This window comes from Streptomyces sp. NPDC107765 (assembly GCF_055657085.1).
The window spans coordinates 1-23,110 of sequence record NZ_JBVKBL010000015.1 but is presented as its reverse complement, the minus strand read 5'-3'; the positions used below and the strand labels follow the sequence as shown (position 1 = coordinate 23,110).

The following is a 23,110-nucleotide window of genomic DNA, read 5'->3' as shown; positions in this document are numbered from 1 at the left end:
CCTTCACGCGAGGATGAGATCCCTTCACGCGAGGAAGAGAGCCCTTCCGGCGAGGAGGAGCTCGCTGCCGACGAGGAAGAGACTCCTTCCGACGGCGACGAGGCCGAGGCTGAGGCCGAGAATCGGGTGGGGCTGACGCCTCGTCAGGCTCGTCGGATACGCATCGTGCTGGCCTCGGTGCTCATGGCCGCGATGGCGGTGGTGCTCGTGGTGCGTCTGGCCTCGCGTACGTCGGTGCTCGTGGTCGGGGTGTATGGAGCCGCGCTGGTGCTCTGCGGCGTGGTGATCGAGCTCAGCCGGCACGGGCGTACCCGGCTCGGCACCTGGATGCTGGGCATCGGCCTGGCGGCCGCCCTCGCCGCCGACTGGCTCCTGCTGCCCTGAGCAACCGACCGAGGGCCCGTGCGCAGTGAAGTGCTGAGCCCCCTTGCGCAGCGAAGTGCGGAGCCCCCCGAACCATGGACTCCGCACTCGTCACCTACGGCAACCTACGGCCACCTACGGCTCACGGCCTCAGAACAACCCGTGCCACATCTGCTCGATCACCAGCGACCACCAGTTGCCGGGGTCGTCCAGTGCCCAGGAGTCGATCGCCGCGATCTGTTCCTGGAAGGCCGCCACCGCCGCGCCCGCCGCTGTCGGGTCCAGGCCCTGCATCTCCTGGCGGGTGGTGGTGAGGAGGGCCAGGGAGCGGAGGTAGGCGGAGAGGGTGCGGTTGACGAAGCGGCCGCCGCCGGAGGAGGGCTGGACGGCCCAAACGGTGCCGATCAGGCTCTGGTTGGTCTCCGGGGCGGTGCACTGGACGGCGAGGGTGTAGAGGCCGTCGGTGCCGATCCGGACGTAACCGGCCAGCGTTTCGAGCGTCGGCTCCTTGGCCTGCGTGCCGATCTCCCGGAGGTGGGTCGCCACGTCCGTGAACGGCCCGCCGGCGGGCGGGGCGTCGGAGCGGTCGGCGGTGAAGAAGTACGGGACCTCGGACGGGAGTCCGGCCCAGACCAGGGTGTTCCTGGTGGCCTCGGGCAGCTGGGTGGCGGCCAGGTCGTCGGCGTCCGGGCGGCGGATGCCCTCGGGGCCGTAGACCTCCACGAGGTGCTTGCCGAGGGCCACGTCCCGCATCTGCGGCGCCGGCTCGACGCGCTCCGGCACCGGCACCCGGTGCGGCCGCGGCGGCGGCTGCTGGCCCGCCAGCTGGTGCATCATCTCGACGTGCCGCACCAGCCCCGCGACGCCTTCGGCGCGCTCCTCGGGGCGCATGCCGTAGCCCTCGGTGCAGGAGAACGAGGCGTTGGGGAACGTCCGGAGGACGAAGTCGCCGGGGTAGCCGCCGGGCAGCAGGGCCGGGCGCAGGTCGGTGTGGACCGCGCGGACGGCCGCGGGGTCCACCCCCAGCCGCCGCAGCTCCTCGTACAGCTGGTACTCCACGGGCGGCCGGCCGGGGGCCGAGACGCGGGCGAGGCTGGTCTCCTCGCCGGTCGCGGGGTCGTCGTAGGTGGCGACGGCGGTGTTGCCGGGTCCGGTGACCGGCGGCCGGGCGGGTTCCGCCGGGGGCGCGCCGGCCGTGCCGCCGCCGTGCTTCTGCTGGTACATCCGCACGACCTCGTCGACCGGTACGGACGGCCAGACGGTCAGTTCGCCGGAGGCCCGGTCGACGACGCCGCAGGCGGTGCCGATCTCGGCGGGCGGCCGGCGCTGCCCGGTCTCCGGGTCGACCTCCGGGGGCGGCGGTACGGCCCACACCACCCAGCCGAGGTCGAACTCCTGCATGGCCACCTCACGTGGCGGGCCCTGGTGCCCCTCGGGGTTGAGCCAGCGGGCGGCGGTGGCGTGTGCCTGCGCCTGGGTGATCACGAGTGGTCTCCTTCGAGGCCGTGGGAAGCATCGGCGTCAGTGGTGCCGGAGCGTGGGGCCGGCACGGTGGGGGCGGCGGGGGCGGCCGCGAGGATCTGCCGGGCGGTCACTCCGCGCTCGGTGGCCACGACGAGCACACCGTCCGGGGAGAGGTCGGCGGCGGTGATCGGGGTGTCGGACACCAGTGCGGCCACCACTTCCTGGGTCGCCCGGGCCCAGACCCGCAGGTAGTCGGCGCCCCGGCTGAGGCCGAAGGGCGTCGCGGCGCGCTCGTCGTCCGAGGGGCGCAGCACCTGCGCGGGGTCGGCGTCGAGGAACTCCGGGCTCCGGAGGTCGTGCAGGAGGATCGCCCGGCCGCCGGGGTCGGCGGCGACGTCCGGTGCGCCCGCCCCGTCCGTGCCCCCGGCGGTAGCCGCCTCGGTCCCGTTGCCCTCCGTTGCGCCCTCAGCGGTAGCCGCCTCGGTCCCGTTGCCCTCGGTGGGGGACGGCACCGTACGGGAGCCGGGGGTGCCCTCGGGGACGACCAGGGCGACGACGGCACGCGGGCCGGCGGCCTGGGTGCCCTCAGTTCCCTCCGTGCCCTCAGTTCCCTCCGTGCCCTCAGCGTTCTCAGTGCCCTCCGCGCTCTCCTGGAGGAGGGCGCCGGTCGTCACCGCCTGGACGCCGGGCAGGGGTGCGCTCCAAAGAGTGCGCCACGGCAACCGGAAGCCGCGGGTGTGCAGCGCCTCGGCGTACGGCGTCAGCCCGTCCTCGACGAACGCGGTCTCCAGGAAGGCCGCCCGCATCTCGGCCGGGGCCTGCGAGCGGGTGAGCAGCGGGGCCGTGCGCAGATACGTACGGGCCGGTGCGCCCAGCGCCTCCAGCGGGACGGCCTCGACGGCGGCCCGCAGGACCACCGGGTCGGCGTGCGCGAACAGCCCCGGGTCGGTGAGGAGTTGGGGCAGCAGACCGGCTTCGAGGGTGTGCGCCGCGAGGTGGTCGCGGATGTACGGATCGGCCTGCGCCCAGTCCTGCTGGGGGACCGCCTCCAGCAGCGCCATGGCGATTTTGGTCTGGGCGTCCCGGACGTCGGGCAGGCCGGCGCGGATCTCCTCGGCGAGGGCGGGGTGCATCAGGCGGAGCAGCGTCCGGGCGGGCCCGGCACCGGGGGCGTCCGCGGCCCCTTCGCCCTCCGCCGGCGCGGCATCCGCCGTGTCGTCGTCCGCCCCGGCCTCGACCGGCTGGATGAACGGGGCGGCCAGCAGCATGCCGTCGGCGATGTCCTGGCTCATGTCCCGTCCGGCGACGGCGTTCGCCAGCGGGCCCAGCAGCTGGACCGGCAGGCCCTCGCCCTCGGCGAACGCCAGCGGGGCCAGCATCAGCCGCAGGGTCTGCGGGTCGGCACCCAGCCGGCGGGCGTGCAGATCGAGCGCCTCGCCCACGCTGCCGGGCAGCAGGGCGGGGTCCGCCGGGTCGAAGCCCTCCGGCTGCATGATCAGCGACTGCACCGCCAGCTGGACGGTCAGCCGGCTGCCCGCCGCGCGTTCGGCCAGCGCCTCGGCGAGCGCCCGGCGGGCCGACGGGTCGGTGGTGTACGGGAGTTCCGGAGCTCCGGTGTCCGGATCGAGCGCGGTCTCGGCGTGCAGCACCAGGCCCGCGGGGTCGGCCCACTCGGGCTCGTCGAGGTCGATGACCTGGACCTGCCCGGACGGCAGCGCCGCGGCGAGCTCCGCGGCCAGTTCGCGCGGGACGTCGGCCAGCAGCTGAACCGTGTCGACGGCGGCGAGCGGGGCGAGTACCTCCCGTACGAGGCGGGCCGGCTCCTGGGCGGCGCGCACCGGACCGGCCCGGTCCACGTCCGGCACCACGATCGTCACCGGCTCCTCGCGCGCGGCGAGTTCGGTGAAGACGTCCTCCGTGCGGCCGGCCCGCAGGCCGAAGTGGTCCGCGAGGAGCCACAGCACCTGCGCGGCGGTACGGCCGTCGGCGCTCGGTACGGCCGGCGGCGGCAGGTCCGGCGGCACCGTGGCCGGGTCCATCTCGTCCAGCGGCAGCTGCTTGCGGTAGTCCGGGTCGCACATCATCAGGAAGCCGGTGACCAGGCGTGACCGCCCGCTGCCCGGACTTCCGGTGAGTACGATGACGCGCGGCGCACCGGGCCAGCGCATGCGCCAGGCCGCCAGGGCGCGCAGCACGGCGCTGCGGCCGCCGATGTGCGGATGCGGAGCGTATCCGGCCGTTCGGGCGTTTCCTTCGTCTGAGGCGCTCATGGCTTCCTCGTCCCCCATCAATCCCGCCCTCCACCTTCGTGGATTCCTGCGTGTACCGGCTTACCGGTTCGATCCTATGATCCGGGCCGCGTGCGCGGGACGCCGCGGGTCCGGCTGTTCCGGAACTGGAACACGCAGGCCGGAGCGGGTGTACGGCCGGCCTGCCGGTGGCTCGTGGGGCGTCGGTGACGGCGGGGGCTCCCGCGGCCTGGTCCGCCAGATGCGGCCGCCGGTTGTGGAGATATCGCGAGTGCTGGAAATGTCCTGTGGAGACCTATGGAGAGAGAAGCAGATCAATGCCCGAAATTCCCGGGTATTGATCTGCTTCTTCGCTCTCGTTCTCACTCTGCGCACCCTGGGGCTTTGCATGCCCATGCGAGACGGCATTCGATGCCCCATATGTCACGACGCCTCATGCAGCACGAGACTCCTGTGCGGCACAAAGTCCCCCTACGTCACGACGCCCCCGTACGACACGACGCCGCAATACGACACAAGGCGACATACGCGCGCCCAAGCCCCCGGAAGATCCCGGGAATTCGCTCCGGGCGGCCAGGGGCCGCGGGGCAGCCTGGGACGGCCAGGACGGCAGCGGCGGAACGGTTCAGGCGCGGTGGCCGCGACCGCCGCGGCGCGAGCCGGTGACGATGTTGCCCGACGGGCCGTCGCGCTCGGCGCGCTCCTGGTCTTCCTTCTCTTCCTGCTCCTTCTGCCAGGCCGCGAACTTCTCGCGCGATTCCTCGCGCTCGGCCATGGTCTGGTCCTCCGCGGCCCGCCGCATCTCGCTCAGCCGGTCACCGATGGCGTCCATGTAGCCCGGCGTCTGGATGGCGTCCTTCATGCCGATGCGGCCGGACAGCACCTCCTGGGCCATCTCCTGGAGCTTGCCGCCGACGTTGGGGTTCTCCGCGAGGACCTTCAGTGCCTTCCGCAGCCGGTGCGCCTGCTCCGGATCCTGGGCGACGTCCATCAGGTCCTCGTCCTGGATCTGCCGCTCGTTGCTCATCTCTGCCCCCTTGACGTGATGGCACAGCAACCACGCGTGCTGCACCGGCGTCCAGAGTCTAATGACGGATGTGAACGCGTCGTCAAGGCGGGGGTTGTCGGTATTGCCGCATATTGCTCCGTATCCATTCCGCGGCCGGGCGGCCGGCCGATCAACAGTGGGCTTCGGGGCTATTGCGGGTGTGCTAGACCTGAGGCGATGTTGGCAGGCAGCTGTCATTCAATTCGGGGAGAAATGATGTCCGACGAAGTCCGGCTCAGTACGGAGGAGTTGCACGCGCTCGGTGCCTCCTTCGGGATACGCGCGGAAGAACTGAGCCGGCAGCTGGCCGCATTCAGACGGCGGGCCGATGCCGAGGCGCTGCGGGACGGATTCGGCAGCGAGGAGGCGGCCCGGCCGTTCCGCGAGCTGTACGAACAGGCCGAGCACGCCCTGGTCCAGCTGCAGGAGCGGCTCGCCGAGGTCAGCAGCGGCATCAAGGAGACCGTCGCCAACACCGAGGCGGCCGAGGACGAGCTGGTCGACACCCTGCGGAGCGTCGAGAAGATGCGGAGCGCCAAGTGAGCGGACGACGCAACCCCGAGGCACTGCACGAAGCGGCGGCCGGCTGGCGGGAGATGGGCAAACACCTCGACGGCATGGTCCGCGACCTGGACCGGCACGTCGGTACCGCGGCCGCGGCCAACTGGCACGGCCCGGCGGGCGAGGCGTTCGCCGCGGAGTGGCACCGCCTCAAGCGGTCCGTCGACGACGCGCTGCCGGCCTTCGAACTGGCCGCGGCCGACCTGGAGAACGCCGCCGCGCACCACCCCGACGCCGACAAGGACGACCAGGACCACGACGCCCCGCAGGCGCACAGCGCCTCGGGCGGCGGCCAGGGCTCGTCCGGCCCCCAGGTCGCCTACGGCTTCATGGCGCTCGGCCAGCTCGCCAACGGCCTCGGCGGCGCGTTCGGCAAGCGCGGCGGCAAGGGCGGCGGCCAGAGCTCGGTCCCGCAGGTGACGCACACCTGGGAGACCTCCACGGCCGCCCACGGGCCGGACCCGTTCGGACCGGTCCGGGACGGCGAGGCCGCGACCCGCGGCGGCGAGGGCCTCGCCAAGGGCGTACGGACCCGGCCGGCCGATCCGGAGCCGGCGCCGGGCGCGGAACGCGACCCCAAGGCCGCGCCGGCCCCGTCCGCCGGCTCCGCCGCGTCTGCCGGCTCCACCAAGCCCGCCGGCTCCGCTCCCGCGGCCGCGTCCGGCAAGAAGGACGCACCGGCCCCGGCGGAGCAGAAGCCCGCGGACTCCGCCGCCCCGGACACCACCCAGCACGGCGCGTTCGGCTGAGCGACGGCCCGGTCCCGTCACCCCACACAACGGCGGTGGGGCGCCCCTCCCAGAGGGACGCCCCACCGCCGTTGCCGTGCTCGCCGGTTACCCGCTGGCCGGCAGCCAGCCCGTCTGGACCAGCTGCGCACCACGCTTGCGCGTGATGAACGTGGCCCGGCCCGGCGTCAGCTGCTGGCCCTTGATGTTGCCCATCAGCGGGCCCTCCGCCGGGTCGGCCGACAGGATCAGACCCTGCGCACCGAGCTCCTTCGTACGCTGCATCACGGGCTCGAACGACGACCGTCCGGCGCCCGAGGAACTGCGCGCGATGATCAGGCGCAGACCCAGGTCACGGGCGAACGGCAGGTACTCCAGCAACGGCTGCAGCGGGTTGCCGCTGCTGGTCGCCACCAGGTCGTAGTCGTCCACGATCACGAACGCGTCCGGCAGGTCGTACCAGCTGCGGTTGCGCAGCTGCTCCGGCGTGACGTCCGGCCCGGGCATCCGGCGGCCCAGCGAACCGGCCAGTCCGCTGATGACCTCCTGCAGCTGCGGGCCCGCGGCGCAGTACTTGTACAGGTGGCTCTCGGGGATCTCCCCGAGCAGCGCACGGCGGTAGTCGGAGACCACCATGAGTGCCTTGTCCGACGGATAGCGCTCGGCGATCTGCTTGGCCAGCAGGCGCAGCAGCGACGACTTCCCGGACTCGCTCTCGCCGTAGATGACCAGCAGCGGGTCGGTCTCGAAGTCGATGAACGCCGGGGACAGCGTGGTCTCGTCGACACCGATCGCGATGCCGTGCTCCGGGTAGTCGCTGCCCTTGGGCAGGTCGGTGGCGCGCAGCATCGTCGGCAGCATCCGCACCTTGGGGGCGGGCTCGCCCTGCCAGTGCTCCTTGACCGTCGCCACCAGGTTGGCGATGCCGTCGCTGATCGTCTCCGGGTCGCTCATGCCGTCCAGGCGCGGCAGCGCCGAGAGGAAGTCGAGCTTCTCCGGGGACAGACCACGGCCCGGCTTGCCCATCGGGACGTTCTCCGCGCGCTTGCGGTCGAACTCCGACTCCATCGGGTCACCCAGGCGCAGCTCGACGCGGTTGAGGAGCTGGTCGCGCAGCGCGGGCCGGACCTCGGTGTAGCGGGCGGCGCCGAGGACGAGGTGGACACCGAAGCCGAGACCCCGCGCGGCGATGTCCAGGATCACCGGGTCGAGCTGCTCGTAGTCGGTCTTGAAGGTTCCCCAGCCATCGATGATCAGGAAGACGTCGCCCCACTTCTCGTCGGGGAAGGCGCCCGCGGCCCGCCGCTGGCGGTAGGTCGCGATCGAGTCGATGTTGTTGGCCCGGAAGAACTCCTCGCGCTGGTTGAGGATCCCGACGACCTCGGCGACCGTACGGCGGACCTTCTCCGCGTCCAGACGCGAGGCGACCCCGCCGACGTGCGGCAGGTCCTCCATCGTGAGCATGCCGCCGCCACCGAAGTCGAGGCAGTAGAACTGCACCTCGGCCGGGGTGTGGGTGAGCGCGAACGCCGCGATGGCGGAACGGATCAGGGTCGACTTGCCGGACTGCGGACCACCGACGACCAGACCGTGACCGGCACCGGCCGAGAAGTCCAGGTACATCACGTCACGCCGCTGCTCGAACGGCTTGTCCACCAGCGCGACCGGCACCACGAGCTTGCCGAGCGCGGTGTACTCCGCAGCGTGCACGCCCCGCTCGGGCGTGACCGCGAGCGCCGGCAGCAGCTGGTTGACGGTCGGCGCCTCCTCCAGCGGGGGCAGCCACACCTGGTGCGCCGGCGGGCCCTGGCCCTGCATCCGCTGCACCATGACGTCCAGCACGGTGTCGGCGAGCGCGTCGTCGATCTCCGGCTCCGTCGCCTCGACGACCGGCTCCTCGATGATCTGCTCGATGACCGGGGCCGCGGTGAACGGCACCGGCATCCGCATCGACCGGCCGCCGCTGCCGCCCCGGCCGCCGCCGCCCGGGCCGCGGTAGGTACCGGAGACATACGCGGCCTTGAACTGCACCATCGTCTCGGTGTCGTACTTCAGGATGCCGGAACCGGGGACGTTCGGCAGGTGGTAGGCGTCCGGCACACCGATCGCGGTCCGCGACTCGGCCGCGGAGAACGTCCGCAGACCCAGCCGGTAGGACAGGAAGGTGTCCAGACCGCGCAGCTTGCCCTCTTCCAGACGCTGCGAGGCGAGCAGCATGTGCACACCCATCGAACGGCCGATACGGCCGATCTGGATGAACATCTCGATGAAGTCGGGCTTGGCGGCGAGCAGCTCGGAGAACTCGTCGATGATCATCACCAGCGAGGGCAGCGGGTCCAGCGGGGCACCCGCGGCACGCGCCTTCTCGTAGTCGGTGATGTTGGCGTAGTTGCCCGCGGAGCGCAGCAGCTCCTGGCGCCGCTGGAGTTCACCGGTGATCGAGTCGCGCATGCGGTCGATCAGCGTGACGTCCTCACCGAGGTTGGTGATGACGGCCGCGACGTGCGGCATGTCCGACATACCGGTGAAGGTGGCGCCACCCTTGAAGTCCGCGAGGATGAAGTTCAGCGTCTCGGAGGAGTGCGTGACCGCGAGGGCGAGCACCAGGGTGCGCAGCACCTCGGACTTACCGGAACCGGTCGCACCGACACACAGACCGTGCGGGCCCATGCCCTGCTGCGAGGCTTCCTTGATGTCCAGCATGACCGGCTGGCCGTCGCGGTCCACACCGATCGGCACGCGCAGCCGCTCGGCCAGCGTCCGCGGCCGCCACGTACGCGACACGTCCAGGGACCCGGCGTCGCCGATGTTGAGCAGGTCGGTGAAGTCCAGGGCGGACAGCAGCGGTTCCTCGCCGTCGGCACCGGAACCCGCCCGCAGCGGAGCCAGCTGGCGCGCCAGCGCCTCCGATTCGGCGATCGAGAGGGTGTCGCAGACACCGTGGTAGACCGCGCCGCTGGCCGACTCCAGCACCAGCTTGCCCGGCCACACCTGGACGGCCAGACCACCGCGGATCTCGTCCAGGTCGCCGGGGACGACCTCCAGGATGGTGACGCCCTGCAGGCCCTCGGCCCCGGCGATCACCGAGTCCATCGGCACCTCGCCGCCGTCCAGCACGATCACCACGTGCGGGGTGTCGGTGACCGGGGTGCCCTGCGGGTTGAACCGCCCGCGGCCCTCCAACTCGTCGGCCAGCAGCTCCTCGACCTCGCCGAGGTCACCGACGACCAGCCGGCGGCTGCCCGCGCCGTCCGTGGTCTTGTCCTGCACCTGCGGCAGCCACTTCGTCCACTCCCACTCCGCCTGCGCACCGGGCGCGGCGACGACGGCCACGACCAGGTCCTCGGGGGAGTGCAGGGTGCACAGCTGGGCGATGATGGCGCGGGCCGAGCCGTAGACGGTGTCCGGGTCACCGGAGACGGTCAGGTGGTAGAAGGCGCGCAGCGAGACCGCGAGCGGCAGGTTGTCCAACTGCCCGTGCTTGTCGAGGAATTCCTTCATCGCATGCGCGGTGAGCGGCTCCAGCTCGTCGACCGGGGCGGTCTCCGGAGCCCTCAGCGGGGTGGCCAGCTGCTGCGGTCCGAGCCCGAGACGCACCTGCCCGAAGTCCGGATCGGTCGCCCGCCGTTCCCAGACGCGTTTGCCCTCCGCGACGATCGACCACAACTGGCTCGGATCGGGGTGGGTGAAAAGCTGTGCATCCCGCTGCTTACGCGCGGTGCGCCGTACCTCTTTCCGCTTCTGCGCAAGGTACTTGAGGTAATCCTGGCGCTCCTGGACCATTTGTCCCGAAGGGCCTTGCCGCGCCTTGACGATCTGCATGATCGCCATTGCCAACGTGGACGCCACCATAAAGCCACCCATGATTTTCATGAACGGCTGGTTGCCCATGAACAGGAATCCCGCGGAGGACGCCATACCCATCATGGGCATAAACGTCATGAAGAGGTTCTCCTGCTCACCTTCGCGGGGCAGCTCAGGCGGCGCCTCAAGTGTCACCTCCTCCGAGGGGACTTCGGGTGGCAGCGCGCGGGGCGGGCGCTTGACGATGACAACGCTCACCGAGGCATCAGTCCTTCATGCATCTCGCAGTCTCGGACCGCCCCCGTTGGATTCGACGGTCCCCCCGAGCCAAGTCCTTGGCCCGAACCAGGCGTTGATCCTACTGTTAAGCGTCAAGTCACGGGGTGGGTGGGGCGGTCGCCGAATTGGACGGTACGCTGACGCCTCGCGAGCGTGCCACGGCCCCGCAGAGACGGCCCTATATATACGGCGCGCGAAGCGACAAAACGCCCAACGGATAGGGGGAACCGCCAGGTGAGCACGAGCACTGGCACCGGCTTTTGCCGGGTCACGGTCGCCGCGCCCGATGCACGGATCGACGTGGCACTGCCGGAGGACGTCGCACTCGTCGACATTTACCCGGAGATCCTGCGGCTCTCCGGGCAGTCCCAGGCGGAGGGCGCGCCCACCGGCTATCACCTCGTACGCCGCGACGGAACGGTCCTCGACGCCGGGCAGTCGCTCGCGCAGCAGCAGATCCTCGACGGCGACCTCCTTCTCCTGAAGCCGTTCGCCGAATCGCTGCCGCTCCCGGTCTTCGACGACGTCTCCGACGCCGTCGCCTCCGCGGTCAAGCGCAACCGCAGCCGGTGGAGCGACGACCTCATGCACACCCTCGGCCTCACCGCCGGTGTGCTGCTGCTCGTCATGATGGCGTTCGCCCTGTGGTTCTCGAACCCGATGAACCGCGACATGCACCGCCTGCCCGGCATCATCGCCGGCGTCGTCGGCATCGTCCTGGTCGCCCTCGCCGGCGTCCGCGCCCGGGTCTACGACGACCACGGCTCCTCCATCGCCCTGGGCCTGTCCGCGCTGCCGCACCTGCTGATCGCCGGCTCCGGCATCTTCCCGGTCGACGACGGCGCCGGCCCCGGCCGGCTGCACCTCCTCGTCGGCTGCGTGACCGTACTCATCGCGTCCGTCCTGCTGGTGGTGCTGCTGCCGCGCGGTGACGCCCCCTTCGTCGCGGCCGCCTTCCTCTCCGCCATCGGCACCCTCGCGGTCTTCGCCGCGATCCTCACCGACGCCCAGGGCCGCGAGGTCGCCGCCGTCACCGCCGTCGTCGCCATCGCCATGGTCGCCTGGCTCCCCGGCCTCTCCGCCCGCTTCGCCCGGCTGCCCATCGGCTACCGCTCCCCGGACCAGATCGCCAAGGGCTCCCTGGACAACGGCGGCGAGACCGAGTCCGTCGACTTCATCAAGATCGGCAACCAGGCCAAGCGCGGCCACGAACTGCTGCTCGGCCTCGTCGCCGGCTGCTCCGCCCTCGTCGTCGGCTCCGCCGGTGTCGTCCTCGGCTTCTCCGACAACATGTGGGCCCAGCTGCTCGCCCTGGCCGCCGGCATCACGATCATGCTCCGCGCCCGGCTCTTCGACTACACCGCGCAGGTCGCCTGCCTGACCATCGCCGGCATCCTGACCATCGTCCTGCTCATCCTGGGCATCGCCCTGCACCCGCCGCAGGACATCTTCGTCGACCTCCTGCAGTACCAGGACGCCGGACCGCTCAACATCCGCACCGTCTGGTTCTCCAGCAGCATCGCGGTCGGCGCGGCCGTCCTCGTCGGCGTCGGCCTGGTCGTCCCCCGCAAGGGCGTCACCCCCTTCTGGGGCCGGATCTTCGACATCTTCGACGGCCTCGTGCTGCTCTCCCTGGTGCCGCTGTGCCTGGCGGTCCTCGACGTCTACAACACCGTGCGCGGCCTCACCGGCAACTAGCACGGCCCCCGCTCGCGGAGAACGGCCCCCCGACCACCCGGTCGGGGGGCCGTTTTCCAGCTGGTACGCTGTGTAACGGTCCGGACGAGTCATCCAAGATTCCCTGTGAGGCAAACCAGGGGCGCTCACGGATCGACAAACCAGAGGAGTACCGCGTGTCGCTCGACGCCGCTACGAAGAAGCAGATCATGGCCGAGTTCGCCACCAAGGAAGGTGACACCGGTTCCCCCGAGGTCCAGGTTGCGATGCTCTCGCGCCGCATCTCGGACCTGACCGAGCACCTCAAGACCCACAAGCACGACCACCACTCCCGCCGTGGTCTGCTGCTGCTGGTCGGCCAGCGCCGCCGCCTGCTGCAGTACCTGGCGAAGAAGGACATCACGCGCTTCCGCACGCTGGTCGAGCGCCTGGGCATCCGCCGCGGCGCGGCGGGCGCCAAGTAAGACGCCGTAAAGGGAGCGGTTCCCACCGGGGACCGCTCCCTTTGCCGTACGCACCGGATGTCCGTCCCACCTCATGGTGGACGGAAGCTTTGTACTCTGGTGCCATATCGCAAAACTGAACGCGGTAGGAGCGCCTCCTGGCCGCCGGTCCTCGGTAGTGGCCCCCGGACGATCCATGCACGGCATGTCGCATCACTCCGGGTGCTTCGATCGAAGACCGGCCCGCACCGGCGCTCCACCGAGAAGGTCTGCTGCCACACGGGCAGCAGACGCAGACGAGGAGATATTCCTGGTGGAGAACGAGACCCACTACGCCGAAGCCGTGATCGACAACGGTTCCTTCGGCACCCGCACCATCCGCTTCGAGACGGGCCGCCTGGCCAAGCAGGCCGCCGGCTCCGCCGTGGCGTACCTGGACGACGACACCATGGTGCTGTCGGCCACCACCGCTTCCAAGACCCCGAAGGACCAGCTGGACTTCTTCCCGCTGACCGTCGACGTCGAGGAGCGGATGTACTCGGCCGGGAAGATCCCCGGTTCCTTCTTCCGCCGTGAGGGCCGCCCCTCCGAGGACGCGATCCTCACCTGTCGCCTGATCGACCGCCCGCTGCGCCCGTCCTTCAAGAAGGGCCTGCGCAACGAGATCCAGATCGTCGAGACGATCATGGCGCTCAACCCCGACCACCTCTACGACGTGGTCGCGATCAACGCCGCCTCCTGCTCCACGCAGCTGGCCGGCCTGCCCTTCTCCGGTCCCATCGGCGGCACCCGCGTCGCCCTCATCAAGGGCCAGTGGGTCGCCTTCCCGACGCACACCGAGCTCGAGGACGCGGTCTTCGACATGGTCGTGGCCGGCCGGGTCCTCCCGGACGGCGACGTCGCGATCATGATGGTCGAGGCCGAGGCCACCGACCAGACCATCCAGCTGGTCAAGGACGGCGCCGAGGCCCCGACCGAAGAGGTCGTCGCCGCCGGCCTGGAGGCCGCGAAGCCGTTCATCAAGGTCCTGTGCAAGGCCCAGGCGGACCTGGCCGCCAAGGCCGCCAAGCCGACCGGTGAGTTCCCGATCTTCCTCGACTACCAGGACGACGTCCTGGAGGCCCTCACCAAGGCCGTCAAGGACGAGCTCGCCCAGGCGCTGACCATCGCCGGCAAGCAGGAGCGCGAGTCGGAGCTCGACCGCGTCAAGGCGCTCGCCGCCGAGAAGCTCCTGCCGGAGTTCGAGGGCCGCGAGAAGGAGATCTCCGCCGCGTACCGCTCGCTGACCAAGACCCTGGTCCGTGAGCGCGTCATCAAGGAGAAGAAGCGCATCGACGGCCGCGGCGTCACGGACATCCGTACGCTCGCCGCCGAGGTCGAGGCGATCCCGCGGGTGCACGGCTCCGCGCTGTTCGAGCGTGGCGAGACCCAGATCCTGGGCGTCACCACCCTCAACATGCTCCGCATGGAGCAGCAGCTGGACACCCTCTCCCCGGTGACCCGCAAGCGCTACATGCACAACTACAACTTCCCGCCGTACTCCACCGGCGAGACCGGCCGCGTCGGCTCCCCGAAGCGCCGCGAGATCGGCCACGGCGCGCTCGCCGAGCGCGCGCTGATGCCGGTCCTGCCGACCCGCGAGGAGTTCCCCTACGCGATCCGCCAGGTGTCCGAGGCCCTCGGCTCCAACGGCTCGACGTCCATGGGCTCGGTCTGCGCCTCCACCATGTCGCTGCTGAACGCCGGTGTGCCGCTCAAGGCCCCGGTCGCCGGTATCGCCATGGGCCTGATCTCCCAGGAGATCGACGGCGAGACCCACTACGTCACCCTCACCGACATCCTCGGTGCGGAGGACGCCTTCGGCGACATGGACTTCAAGGTCGCCGGCACCAAGCAGTTCGTCACCGCCCTCCAGCTCGACACCAAGCTGGACGGCATCCCGGCGTCCGTCCTGGCCGCGGCCCTCAAGCAGGCCCGCGACGCCCGTCTGCACATCCTCGACGTGATGATGGAGGCGATCGACACCCCGGACGAGATGTCCCCGAACGCCCCGCGGATCATCACCGTCAAGATCCCCGTGGACAAGATCGGCGAGGTCATCGGCCCCAAGGGCAAGATGATCAACCAGATCCAGGAGGACACCGGCGCCGAGATCACGATCGAGGACGACGGCACCATCTACATCGGTGCCGCCGACGGCCCGGCCGCCGAGGCCGCCCGCGCCACGATCAACGGCATCGCCAACCCGACCATGCCGGAGGTCGGCGAGCGCTACCTGGGCACGGTCGTCAAGACCACCACCTTCGGTGCGTTCGTCTCCCTGCTCCCGGGCAAGGACGGCCTGCTGCACATCTCGCAGATCCGCAAGCTCGCCGGTGGCAAGCGCGTGGAGAACGTCGAGGACGTGCTCGGCGTCGGCTCCAAGGTCCAGGTCGAGATCGCCGAGATCGACCAGCGCGGCAAGCTCTCCCTCATCCCCGTGATCGAGGAAGAGGACGCCGCCAAGGAAGACAAGAAGGACGACGCCGCCAAGTGACGTCCCGTACGCACACGACGACGGCCCGCACCTCCACGGAGGGGCGGGCCGTCGCCCGTACCCAAACGCTTCTCAAGGGCACCGCGGGCGCCGGTACGGTCCGCCGGACCACCCTGCCCGGCGGCCTGCGCATCGTCACCGAGACGCTGCCCTCGGTCCGGTCCGTCACCTTCGGCATCTGGGCGCACGTCGGCTCCCGCGACGAGACCCCGGCCCTGAACGGCGCCACCCACTACCTCGAACACCTGCTGTTCAAGGGCACCGAGCAGCGCAGCGCCCTGGACATCTCCTCGGCCATCGACGCGGTCGGCGGCGAGATGAACGCCTTCACCGCGAAGGAATACACCTGCTACTACGCGCGGGTGCTCGACACCGACCTGCCGCTCGCCATCGACGTGGTGTGCGACATGCTCACCGGCTCGCTGATCGAGGCCGAGGACGTGGACGCCGAGCGCGGCGTCATCCTCGAAGAGATCGCGATGACCGAGGACGACCCGGGCGACTGCGTCCACGACCTCTTCGCCCACACCATGCTCGGCGACACCCCGCTCGGCCGCCCCGTCCTGGGCACTGTCGACACCGTCAACGCCCTCACCGCCGACCGCATCCGCCGCTTCTACCGGAAGCACTACGACCCCACCCACCTCGTCGTCACCGCGGCCGGCAACATCGACCACGCCAAGGTCGTCCGCCAGGTCCGCCGCGCCTTCGAGCAGGCCGGCGCGCTCGACCGGACGGACGCCGCCCCGGTCGCACCGCGCTCCGGCGCGCGCGCGATCCGCACCGCCGGCCGCGTCGAACTGCTCAACCGCCGGACCGAACAGGCCCACGTGGTCCTCGGCATGCCCGGTATGGCCCGCACCGACGACCGCCGCTGGGCCATGGGCGTACTGAACACCGCCCTCGGCGGCGGCATGTCCTCCCGGCTCTTCCAGGAGGTCCGGGAGAAGCGCGGCCTCGCCTACAGCGTGTACTCCTACACCTCGGGCTTCGCCGACTGCGGCCTGTTCGGCGTCTACGCGGGCTGCCGCCCCAACCAGGTGGACGACGTCCTCAAGATCTGCCGCGACGAACTCGACCAGGTGGCCGCGCACGGCCTGAGCGACGACGAGATACGCCGCGCGATCGGCCAGCTGCGCGGCTCCACCGTCCTCGGCCTGGAGGACACCGGCGCGCTGATGCACCGCATCGGCAAGAGCGAGCTGTGCTGGGGCGAGCAGATGTCGGTCGACGAGATGCTCGCCCGGATAGCGGCCGTCACCCCCGACGAGGTGCGCGAGGTGGCCCGCGAGGTCCTGGGCCGGCGCCCCTCGCTCTCCGTCATCGGCCCGCTGAAGGACCGGCAGGCGGCGCGACTGGACGACATCGTCGCCTAGCGCCGCACCGGGTGAGCGGGGCCGCCCGTCGCCGTACCACCGACAGAAAGACAGGAAACGATGAGCAAGCTGCGCGTGGCCGTCCTCGGAGCCCGGGGCCGCATCGGCTCCGAGGCCGTACGGGCCGTCGAGGCCGCCGAGGACATGGAGCTGGTCGCCGCCCTGGGCCGCGGCGACAAGCTGGAGACGCTGGTCGAGAACGACACCCAGGTCGTGGTCGAACTGACCAACCCCGCCTCGGTCATGGGCAACCTCGACTACTGCGTCCGGCACGGCATCCACGCCGTCGTCGGCACCACCGGCTGGACCGAGGACCGCCTCGCGCAGCTGCGCACCTCGCTCGCCGCGGCACCGCAGGCGGGCGTGCTGATCGCCCCGAACTTCTCCATCGGCGCGGTGCTGACCATGCGGTTCGCCCAGCAGGCGGCCCGGTTCTTCGAGTCCGTCGAGGTCGTCGAGCTGCACCACCCGAACAAGGCCGACGCGCCCTCCGGCACCGCGGCACGCACCGCCCAGCTGATCGCCAAGGCCCGCGAGCAGGCCGGCTGCGCACCGCAGCCGGACGCCACCGCCACCGCGCTCGACGGTGCCCGCGGCGCCGACGTCGACGGCATCCCGGTCCACTCGGTCCGCCTGCGCGGCCTGCTGGCCCACCAGGAGGTCCTCCTCGGCGGCGAGGGCGAAACCCTCACCATCCGCCACGACTCCCTCCACCACAGCAGCTTCATGCCCGGCATCCTGCTCGGCGTCCGCCGCGTGGTGACCACCCCGGGCCTGACGGTGGGCCTGGAAAACTTCCTCGATCTGGGCTGAGGCGCGACAGTCATGGGCGGAAAGTTCACCTACTTCTTCCTCGCCACCGTTCTGGTCCTCGTCTTCGGCGTGGTGGCCATGGAGGGCGTACTGCTCCTGCTGACCGGCGAGCCGGCCGCCATGGGCATGGGCGCGGTGGCCTTCGTGCTGCCCTGCCTCGGCGGCTGGTTCCTGTGGCACAACACCCGCTTCGCGCGCAACGCCCACCGGCTCGCGGCCGTACTGGAGGCGGAGGGCGGTCTCCCGGCCGACGAACTGAAGCGGACCCCCGGCGGCCGCATCGACCGGGACTCCGCCGACGCGGTCTTCGCCCGCCGCCAGGCAGAGACCGAAGCCGCCCCCGGCGACTGGCGCACCTGGTTCCGCCTGGCCGTCGCCTACCACGACGCCCGCGACACCCCCCGCGCCCGCAAGGCCATGCAACGCGCCATCACCCTGTACGAGGGCACGGCCACGGCCTGACCAAGGGGCGGCAACAGGGTGGGGACAGGCCGAGGTGGGCCGGCGCTCCAGCCATGGGCCGGTGACTCGTGGGGCCGGGGGGTTGCGGTCTTGCCATGGGCCGGTGACGGGAATCTCCCCACCCTCCGCCCCCTACCGCCGTTACCCCCGCCGGTACTCCGCCGCCCAGGCCTCCAGGACGTCCGCGGCGTGTTCGAAGGATTCCGGGCGGCCGAGGAAGTCGCCGCTGTGGTCCGTGACCAGGGTCCGCAGCGGTTCGCCCTGGCGCCGCTCGACGAGGAGCGCCTGGCCCTGCACGGTCCGCGGCAGGCCGAGCCAGCGCACCGGCTGCTGCACCGTACGGACCGACGCGATCGCGCTCCACGGTTCCGTGGTCGTCCGCAGCAGGTTCACCTGGCGCAGGCCCCGGGCGCTGACCCACACACCCACCCGCAGCAGCCGCAGCGCGAGCGCGACGAGCAGGGCGCCGGTCGTCACCACCGCGGCCGCCGCGGGCAGGGAGCCGGCCATCGCGATGATCATCGCGGACAGGAAGACGAACGACGCGAGCAGCAGAAACACAGCCGCCGCCCCTACCCGCCACGGTCCGGGGCGGTAGGGACGGCGCCAGTGGTCGGGCTCGTCGTACGGCAGTGCGGCCTGTTCGGCGGCACCGTTGTCGAGGTGGCGGTCGGCCGTCAGGAAGGGCAGGGGCACGGCTGATCCTCACTGGTGGCTGCTCGGCACGCGGGGGCGTACCGGTGGAAGCTGTGACCGGTGAGGCTATCCGGGCCGGCGGGGCGGAACCACTTGGTCCGCCCCGGCCCCCTGCCGCTCAGCGGTGTGCGGCCTCGGACTGATGCACCCGGTTGGAGGCCGAGCTGTCCTGCTGCAGTGCGGGAACGCCGAACAGCAGGGCGCCGACGAGGCCACCCACGACTGTTAGCGTGATCATTGACTGGCCGACGAGCTGCGTACGTGAGAGACGTGCACGCGGCGGGGGAGTGACATTGCTGCGGAACCGGTCTGCCTCTGCGACGAAGGCGAACGGGACGGGCTCGCGCCGGCGGAACATGAGGGGGCTCTCCTAGGAACCTCGTAGTGGGCACTGTCACAGGGATAGACGTCTGCGCCGCCCGTTTGGTGCCCGTTTTCCAAGACTTCTGTGAAAAATATCAACTCCCGCTCGATCCCCTGCTATAGAGCGTCCCTTTTGCGGCTAACGCGGCATCACGCCGCATTTCCCGGACTGTCGGTGGCGGGCCGTAGGCTGGTCGCGCACGTGGATCGAACGGAAGGAACCGCCGGTGTCGCACACCCCCGCCGAGAGCGCTGAGAGCCCCGAGGCTGCAGCCGTCAGCTTCCGGAGCGAGGTGACGGTCGAGCTGGTCAAGCACAGCGCCGCGGACAGCGACGTGCTCTGGGCGGCGCGGGTCTCCACGGCCGGCGAGCAGTCCCTCGAAGAGCTCCAGAAGGACCCCGAGCGCTCCAAGGGCCTGATCAACTACCTCATGCGCGACCGGCACGGCAGCCCGTTCGAGCACAACTCCATGACCTTCTTCATCAGTGCGCCGATCTTCGTCTTCCGCGAGTTCATGCGCCACCGCGTCGGCTGGTCGTACAACGAGGAGTCCGGCCGCTACCGCCAGCTGGAGCCGGTCTTCTACGTCCCCGGCGAGTCCCGCAAGCTCGTCCAGCAGGGCCGCCCGGGCAAGTACGAATTCGTCGACGGCACCCCCGCGCAGTACGAGCTCACCGGCCGCGTCATGGAGGACTCCTACCGCCAGGCGTACGCCGCCTACCAGGAGATGCTCGCCGCCGGCGTCGCCCGCGAGGTCGCCCGCGCGGTCCTCCCCGTCGGCCTGTACTCCTCGATGTACGCCACCTGCAACGCCCGGTCCCTGATGCACTTCCTCGGCCTGCGGACGCAACACGAGCAGGCGAAGGTGCCCTCCTTCCCCCAGCGCGAGATCGAGATGGTCGGCGAGCAGATGGAGGCCCACTGGGCCAAGCTCATGCCGCTCACGTACGGCGCATTCAATGCGAACGGCCGGATCGCACCGTAAGGCCCAGGCCGCGGGCCGGACGCCGGGGTGCGCGGGAGAGGCGTACGAGGTGTCCGGATTGCGGCACTTTGAGAAGTTCATCTACGCTGAACAGACGGACCCGGCACTGCTTGAACCCCCGAGCAGGCAGTGCCGGAGTCCACATCCCTGCTCCCCAGAGGCGCATCCCACGGTGAGCTACGAGTAGCGTGGGACCCATGGCTCCGACTTCCACACCGCAGACCCCCTTCGGGCGGGTGCTGACCGCCATGGTCACGCCGTTCACGGCGGATGGCGCTCTCGATCTCGACGGCGCGCAGCGGCTCGCCGCCCATCTGGTGGACGCCGGCAACGACGGCCTCGTCGTCAACGGCACCACCGGTGAGTCCCCGACCACCAGTGACGCGGAGAAAGCCCAGCTGGTCCGCGCCGTGGTCGATGCGGTCGGCGACCGTGCCTTTGTCGTTGCCGGAGCCGGCACCAACGACACCCACCACAGCCTGGAGCTGGCCCGCGCCGCCCAGGATGCCGGCGCCCACGGCCTGCTCGCCGTCACGCCGTACTACAGCAAGCCCCCGCAGGAGGGCCTGCTGCGCCACTTCACGGCCATCGCGGACGCCACCGACCTGCCGGTGATGCTCTACGACATCCCCGGCCGCAGCGGCGTCCCGATCAACACCGAGACCATGGTCCGGCTCGCGGAGCACCCCCGGATCGTTGCCAACAAGGACGCCAAGGGCGACCTCGGCCGCGCCAGCTGGGCCATCGCCCGCTCCGGCCTCGCCTGGTACAGCGGCGACGACATGCTCAACCTCCCGCTGCTCTCGGTCGGAGCCATCGGCTTCGTCTCCGTGGTCGGCCACGTCGTCACCCCCGAGCTGCGCGCCCTCCTGGACGCCCACCTCAACGGCGACGTCACCAAGGCCGCCGAGATCCACCAGAAGCTGCTGCCCGTCTTCACCGGCATGTTCCGCACCCAGGGCGTCATCACGACCAAGGCCGCCCTCGGGCTCCAGGGCCTGCCCGGCGGACCGCTGCGCCTGCCGCTCGTCGAGCTCTCCCCCGAGGAGACCGAGCAGCTCACGCGCGACCTCGCCGCCGGCGGGGTACAGCTCTGATCAAAGACTTCACAACTGAATACGGACCAACAACCGCCTTATAGCAAGTGCACGAATGTCATGCGCGCCACGTGCCTCTACGGCAGCGTGGCGCGTGTGGTGAGGAGAGTCTTTTGAGTCATCCGCATCCTGAGCTCGGCGCCCCGCCGAAGCTTCCCAAGAGCGGCCTGCGCGTCACCCCCCTCGGCGGCCTGGGTGAGATCGGCCGCAACATGACGGTCTTCGAATACGGCGGCCGGCTGCTGATCGTCGACTGCGGAGTGCTCTTCCCCGAGGAGGAGCAGCCCGGAATCGACCTGATCCTGCCGGACTTCTCGTCCATCAGGGACCGCCTCGACGACATCGACGGCATCGTGCTCACGCACGGCCACGAGGACCACATCGGCGGCGTCCCCTACCTCCTGCGCGAGAAGCCGGACATCCCCCTCATCGGCTCCAAGCTGACCCTCGCCCTGATCGAGGCCAAGCTCCAGGAGCACCGCATCCGCCCGTACACGCTCGAGGTCGCCGAGGGCGAACGCGAGCGTCTGGGCCCCTTCGACTGCGAGTTCATCGCGGTCAACCACTCCATCCCGGACGCCCTGGCCGTCGCCATCCGCACCCCCGCGGGCATGGTCGTGCACACCGGCGACTTCAAGATGGACCAGCTCCCGCTGGACCGCCGCCTCACCGACCTCCCGGCCTTCGCCCGGCTCGGCGAGGAGGGCATCGACCTCCTCCTCGTGGACTCCACGAACGCCGAGGTCCCCGGCTTCGTCCCGCCGGAGCGCGACATCTCCAACGTGCTGCGCCAGGTGTTCGCCAACGCCCAGAAGCGCATCATCGTCGCCAGCTTCGCCAGCCATGTGCACCGCATCCAGCAGATCCTCGACGCGGCGCACGAGTACGGCCGCCGGGTCGCCTTCGTCGGCCGCTCGATGGTCCGCAACATGGGCATCGCCCGTGAGCTGGGCTACCTGCGGGTGCCGGCCGGCCTGGTCGTCGACGTCAAGACCCTCGACGACCTCCCGGACGACGAGGTCGTGCTGGTGTGCACCGGCTCCCAGGGCGAGCCCATGGCCGCGCTCTCCCGCATGGCCAACCGCGACCACCAGATCCGCATCGTCCAGGGCGACACCGTCATCCTGGCCTCGTCCCTGATCCCCGGGAACGAGAACGCGGTCTACCGCGTCATCAACGGCCTCACCCGCTGGGGCGCCGACGTCGTCCACAAGGGCAACGCCAAGGTCCACGTATCGGGCCACGCCTCGGCCGGCGAACTGCTGTACTTCTACAACATCTGCAAGCCCCGGAACCTCATGCCGGTGCACGGCGAGTGGCGCCATCTGCGCGCCAACGCCGAACTGGGCGCCCTGACAGGTGTTCCGAAGGACCGCATCGTCATCGCCGAGGACGGTGTCGCGGTCGACCTGGTCGACGGCGTCGCCAAGATCGCCGGCAAGGTCCAGGCCGGCTATGTCTACGTCGACGGCCTGTCGGTCGGCGATGTCACCGAGACCTCCCTCAAGGACCGCCGCATCCTCGGCGACGAGGGCATCATCTCGGTCTTCGTGGTCGTGGACTCCAGCACCGGGAAGATCGTCGGTGGCCCGGACCTGCACGCCCGTGGCTCCGGTATCGACGACGCGTCCCTCGCGGGCGTCGTACCCAAGATCGACGAGGCGCTGGCCAAGTCCGCCCAGGACGGCATCGCCGAGCCCCACCAGCTCCAGCAGCTGGTCCGCCGCGCGGTCGGCAAGTGGGTGTCGGACAACTACCGCCGCCGCCCGATGATCCTCCCCGTGATCGTCGAGGTCTGACGCGCCGGCCCGTACGAAGTCGTACGAAGGTCCTCAAGTCGGAGCGGGGCGCCCGGATTTGCATCCGGGCGCCCCGCTCCAGTACGTTTACGGCTCCGCCTGAACGGGAAGCGCCGCACGACTGTGCGTCGGGCGCCTCTCGCCACGGAGCGGAATTCCGGCCCAGAGCAATCTGATAAAGTCGGATCAGCCGAAAGGCAAACCCCCTCCGACGGGAAATCGGACCGAATTCGAACCGGAAACGGCAAGAAATCGGATCTGATAGAGTCGGAACCGCGAAGAAGCCGAAAGGCCGAAACGCACCGGCGAAAATCGGAGCCGCAAGGATCTGATAGAGTCGGAAACGCAAGACCGAAGGGAAGCGCC

At 70.6% G+C, this 23,110-nt stretch carries 18 protein-coding genes; 12 read left to right on the top strand and 6 right to left on the bottom strand.

Annotated elements, in window-relative coordinates; translation table 11 throughout:
* Nucleotides 1-126 precede the first annotated feature (126 nt).
* Nucleotides 127-384 carry a hypothetical protein gene (locus ACZ7MX_RS30475; RefSeq protein WP_472136933.1) on the top strand — a complete coding sequence of 86 codons (258 nt, stop codon included), beginning with the start codon at nucleotides 127-129 and terminating at the stop codon, nucleotides 382-384.
* Nucleotides 385-513: 129 nt separating this feature from the next.
* On the opposite strand, the gene ACZ7MX_RS30470 is transcribed toward ACZ7MX_RS30475, so the two are convergent.
* From ACZ7MX_RS30470 to ACZ7MX_RS30460, 3 genes are all read right to left on the bottom strand, one after another.
* Entirely contained in the window at nucleotides 514-1,848 is a 1,335-nt protein-coding gene (locus tag ACZ7MX_RS30470; RefSeq protein ID WP_472136710.1) for an SUKH-4 family immunity protein, read from the bottom strand.
* Complete coding sequence (locus tag ACZ7MX_RS30465) at nucleotides 1,845-4,097, bottom strand: ATP-binding protein (RefSeq protein WP_472136708.1); 2,253 nt, start codon at nucleotides 4,095-4,097, stop codon at nucleotides 1,845-1,847. The genes ACZ7MX_RS30470 and ACZ7MX_RS30465 overlap by 4 nt, the downstream gene beginning before the upstream one ends.
* A gap of 604 nt (nucleotides 4,098-4,701) precedes the next feature.
* The gene (locus ACZ7MX_RS30460) at nucleotides 4,702-5,103 is read right to left on the bottom strand and encodes a hypothetical protein (RefSeq protein ID WP_472136707.1); all 402 of its coding nucleotides are present in this window, start codon (nucleotides 5,101-5,103) and stop codon (nucleotides 4,702-4,704) included.
* 237 nt (nucleotides 5,104-5,340) lie between these two features.
* On the opposite strand from ACZ7MX_RS30460, the gene ACZ7MX_RS30455 reads away from it, so the two are divergent.
* A complete protein-coding gene (locus ACZ7MX_RS30455) occupies nucleotides 5,341-5,667 on the top strand; it encodes a hypothetical protein (RefSeq protein ID WP_472136706.1) in 327 nt (108 codons plus the stop codon).
* A complete protein-coding gene (locus ACZ7MX_RS30450; protein WP_472136704.1) occupies nucleotides 5,664-6,434 on the top strand; it encodes a WXG100 family type VII secretion target in 771 nt (256 codons plus the stop codon). The genes ACZ7MX_RS30455 and ACZ7MX_RS30450 overlap by 4 nt, the downstream gene beginning before the upstream one ends.
* A gap of 87 nt (nucleotides 6,435-6,521) precedes the next feature.
* On the opposite strand, the gene eccCa is transcribed toward ACZ7MX_RS30450, so the two are convergent.
* Nucleotides 6,522-10,475: a type VII secretion protein EccCa gene (gene eccCa / locus ACZ7MX_RS30445; RefSeq protein ID WP_472136703.1), complete on the bottom strand. Its 3,954-nt coding sequence runs from the start codon at nucleotides 10,473-10,475 to the stop codon at nucleotides 6,522-6,524.
* Nucleotides 10,476-10,730: 255 nt separating this feature from the next.
* Here eccCa and eccD point away from each other — a divergent pair, with 255 nt between their 5' ends.
* From eccD to ACZ7MX_RS30415, 6 genes are all read left to right on the top strand, one after another.
* A complete protein-coding gene (gene eccD, locus ACZ7MX_RS30440; protein ID WP_472136701.1) occupies nucleotides 10,731-12,194 on the top strand; it encodes a type VII secretion integral membrane protein EccD in 1,464 nt (487 codons plus the stop codon).
* Between the two features lie 155 nt (nucleotides 12,195-12,349).
* Entirely contained in the window at nucleotides 12,350-12,637 is a 288-nt protein-coding gene (rpsO, locus tag ACZ7MX_RS30435; RefSeq protein WP_385864344.1) for a 30S ribosomal protein S15, read from the top strand.
* Nucleotides 12,638-12,929: 292 nt separating this feature from the next.
* The gene (locus tag ACZ7MX_RS30430) at nucleotides 12,930-15,152 is read left to right on the top strand and encodes a polyribonucleotide nucleotidyltransferase (RefSeq protein WP_472136699.1); all 2,223 of its coding nucleotides are present in this window, start codon (nucleotides 12,930-12,932) and stop codon (nucleotides 15,150-15,152) included.
* Nucleotides 15,149-16,528 carry a M16 family metallopeptidase gene (locus ACZ7MX_RS30425; RefSeq protein WP_472136697.1) on the top strand — a complete coding sequence of 460 codons (1,380 nt, stop codon included), beginning with the start codon at nucleotides 15,149-15,151 and terminating at the stop codon, nucleotides 16,526-16,528. The genes ACZ7MX_RS30430 and ACZ7MX_RS30425 overlap by 4 nt, the downstream gene beginning before the upstream one ends.
* A gap of 60 nt (nucleotides 16,529-16,588) precedes the next feature.
* Entirely contained in the window at nucleotides 16,589-17,341 is a 753-nt protein-coding gene (dapB, locus tag ACZ7MX_RS30420) for a 4-hydroxy-tetrahydrodipicolinate reductase (protein WP_472136695.1), read from the top strand.
* 12 nt (nucleotides 17,342-17,353) lie between these two features.
* Nucleotides 17,354-17,803, top strand: coding sequence for a tetratricopeptide repeat protein (locus ACZ7MX_RS30415; RefSeq protein ID WP_472136693.1), 450 nt, complete (start codon nucleotides 17,354-17,356; stop codon nucleotides 17,801-17,803).
* Between the two features lie 141 nt (nucleotides 17,804-17,944).
* Here the strand turns inward: ACZ7MX_RS30415 and ACZ7MX_RS30410 are convergent, their stop codons facing one another.
* Entirely contained in the window at nucleotides 17,945-18,499 is a 555-nt protein-coding gene (locus ACZ7MX_RS30410; RefSeq protein WP_472136691.1) for a PH domain-containing protein, read from the bottom strand.
* A 118-nt stretch (nucleotides 18,500-18,617) separates the two neighbouring features.
* On the bottom strand, nucleotides 18,618-18,857 hold the full coding sequence (locus ACZ7MX_RS30405; protein ID WP_472136689.1) for a hypothetical protein: 240 nt from the start codon (nucleotides 18,855-18,857) through the stop codon (nucleotides 18,618-18,620).
* Between the two features lie 232 nt (nucleotides 18,858-19,089).
* Between ACZ7MX_RS30405 and thyX the strand changes: the two genes are divergently transcribed.
* The 3 genes from thyX to ACZ7MX_RS30390 all read left to right on the top strand — a co-directional run bounded on the left by thyX (nucleotide 19,090) and on the right by ACZ7MX_RS30390 (nucleotide 22,744).
* Nucleotides 19,090-19,848, top strand: coding sequence for an FAD-dependent thymidylate synthase (gene thyX, locus ACZ7MX_RS30400; RefSeq protein WP_472136687.1), 759 nt, complete (start codon nucleotides 19,090-19,092; stop codon nucleotides 19,846-19,848).
* A gap of 197 nt (nucleotides 19,849-20,045) precedes the next feature.
* Complete coding sequence (gene dapA / locus ACZ7MX_RS30395; protein WP_472136685.1) at nucleotides 20,046-20,945, top strand: 4-hydroxy-tetrahydrodipicolinate synthase; 900 nt, start codon at nucleotides 20,046-20,048, stop codon at nucleotides 20,943-20,945.
* A gap of 113 nt (nucleotides 20,946-21,058) precedes the next feature.
* Nucleotides 21,059-22,744: a ribonuclease J gene (locus tag ACZ7MX_RS30390; protein ID WP_472136683.1), complete on the top strand. Its 1,686-nt coding sequence runs from the start codon at nucleotides 21,059-21,061 to the stop codon at nucleotides 22,742-22,744.
* The last annotated feature ends 366 nt before the right edge of the window (nucleotides 22,745-23,110 follow it).

Excerpts from the sequence above, each read along its gene's own strand:
- ACZ7MX_RS30465 (WP_472136708.1), bottom strand. The coding sequence starts at position 4,097 with ATGAGCGCCTCAGACGAAGGAAACGCCCGAACGGCCGGATACGCTCCG.
- ACZ7MX_RS30460 (WP_472136707.1), bottom strand. The coding sequence starts at position 5,103 with ATGAGCAACGAGCGGCAGATCCAGGACGAGGACCTGATGGACGTCGCC.
- ACZ7MX_RS30455 (WP_472136706.1), top strand. The coding sequence starts at position 5,341 with ATGTCCGACGAAGTCCGGCTCAGTACGGAGGAGTTGCACGCGCTCGGT.
- dapB (WP_472136695.1), top strand. The coding sequence starts at position 16,589 with ATGAGCAAGCTGCGCGTGGCCGTCCTCGGAGCCCGGGGCCGCATCGGC.
- ACZ7MX_RS30415 (WP_472136693.1), top strand. The coding sequence starts at position 17,354 with ATGGGCGGAAAGTTCACCTACTTCTTCCTCGCCACCGTTCTGGTCCTC.
- ACZ7MX_RS30405 (WP_472136689.1), bottom strand. The coding sequence starts at position 18,857 with ATGTTCCGCCGGCGCGAGCCCGTCCCGTTCGCCTTCGTCGCAGAGGCA.
- dapA (WP_472136685.1), top strand. The coding sequence starts at position 20,046 with ATGGCTCCGACTTCCACACCGCAGACCCCCTTCGGGCGGGTGCTGACC.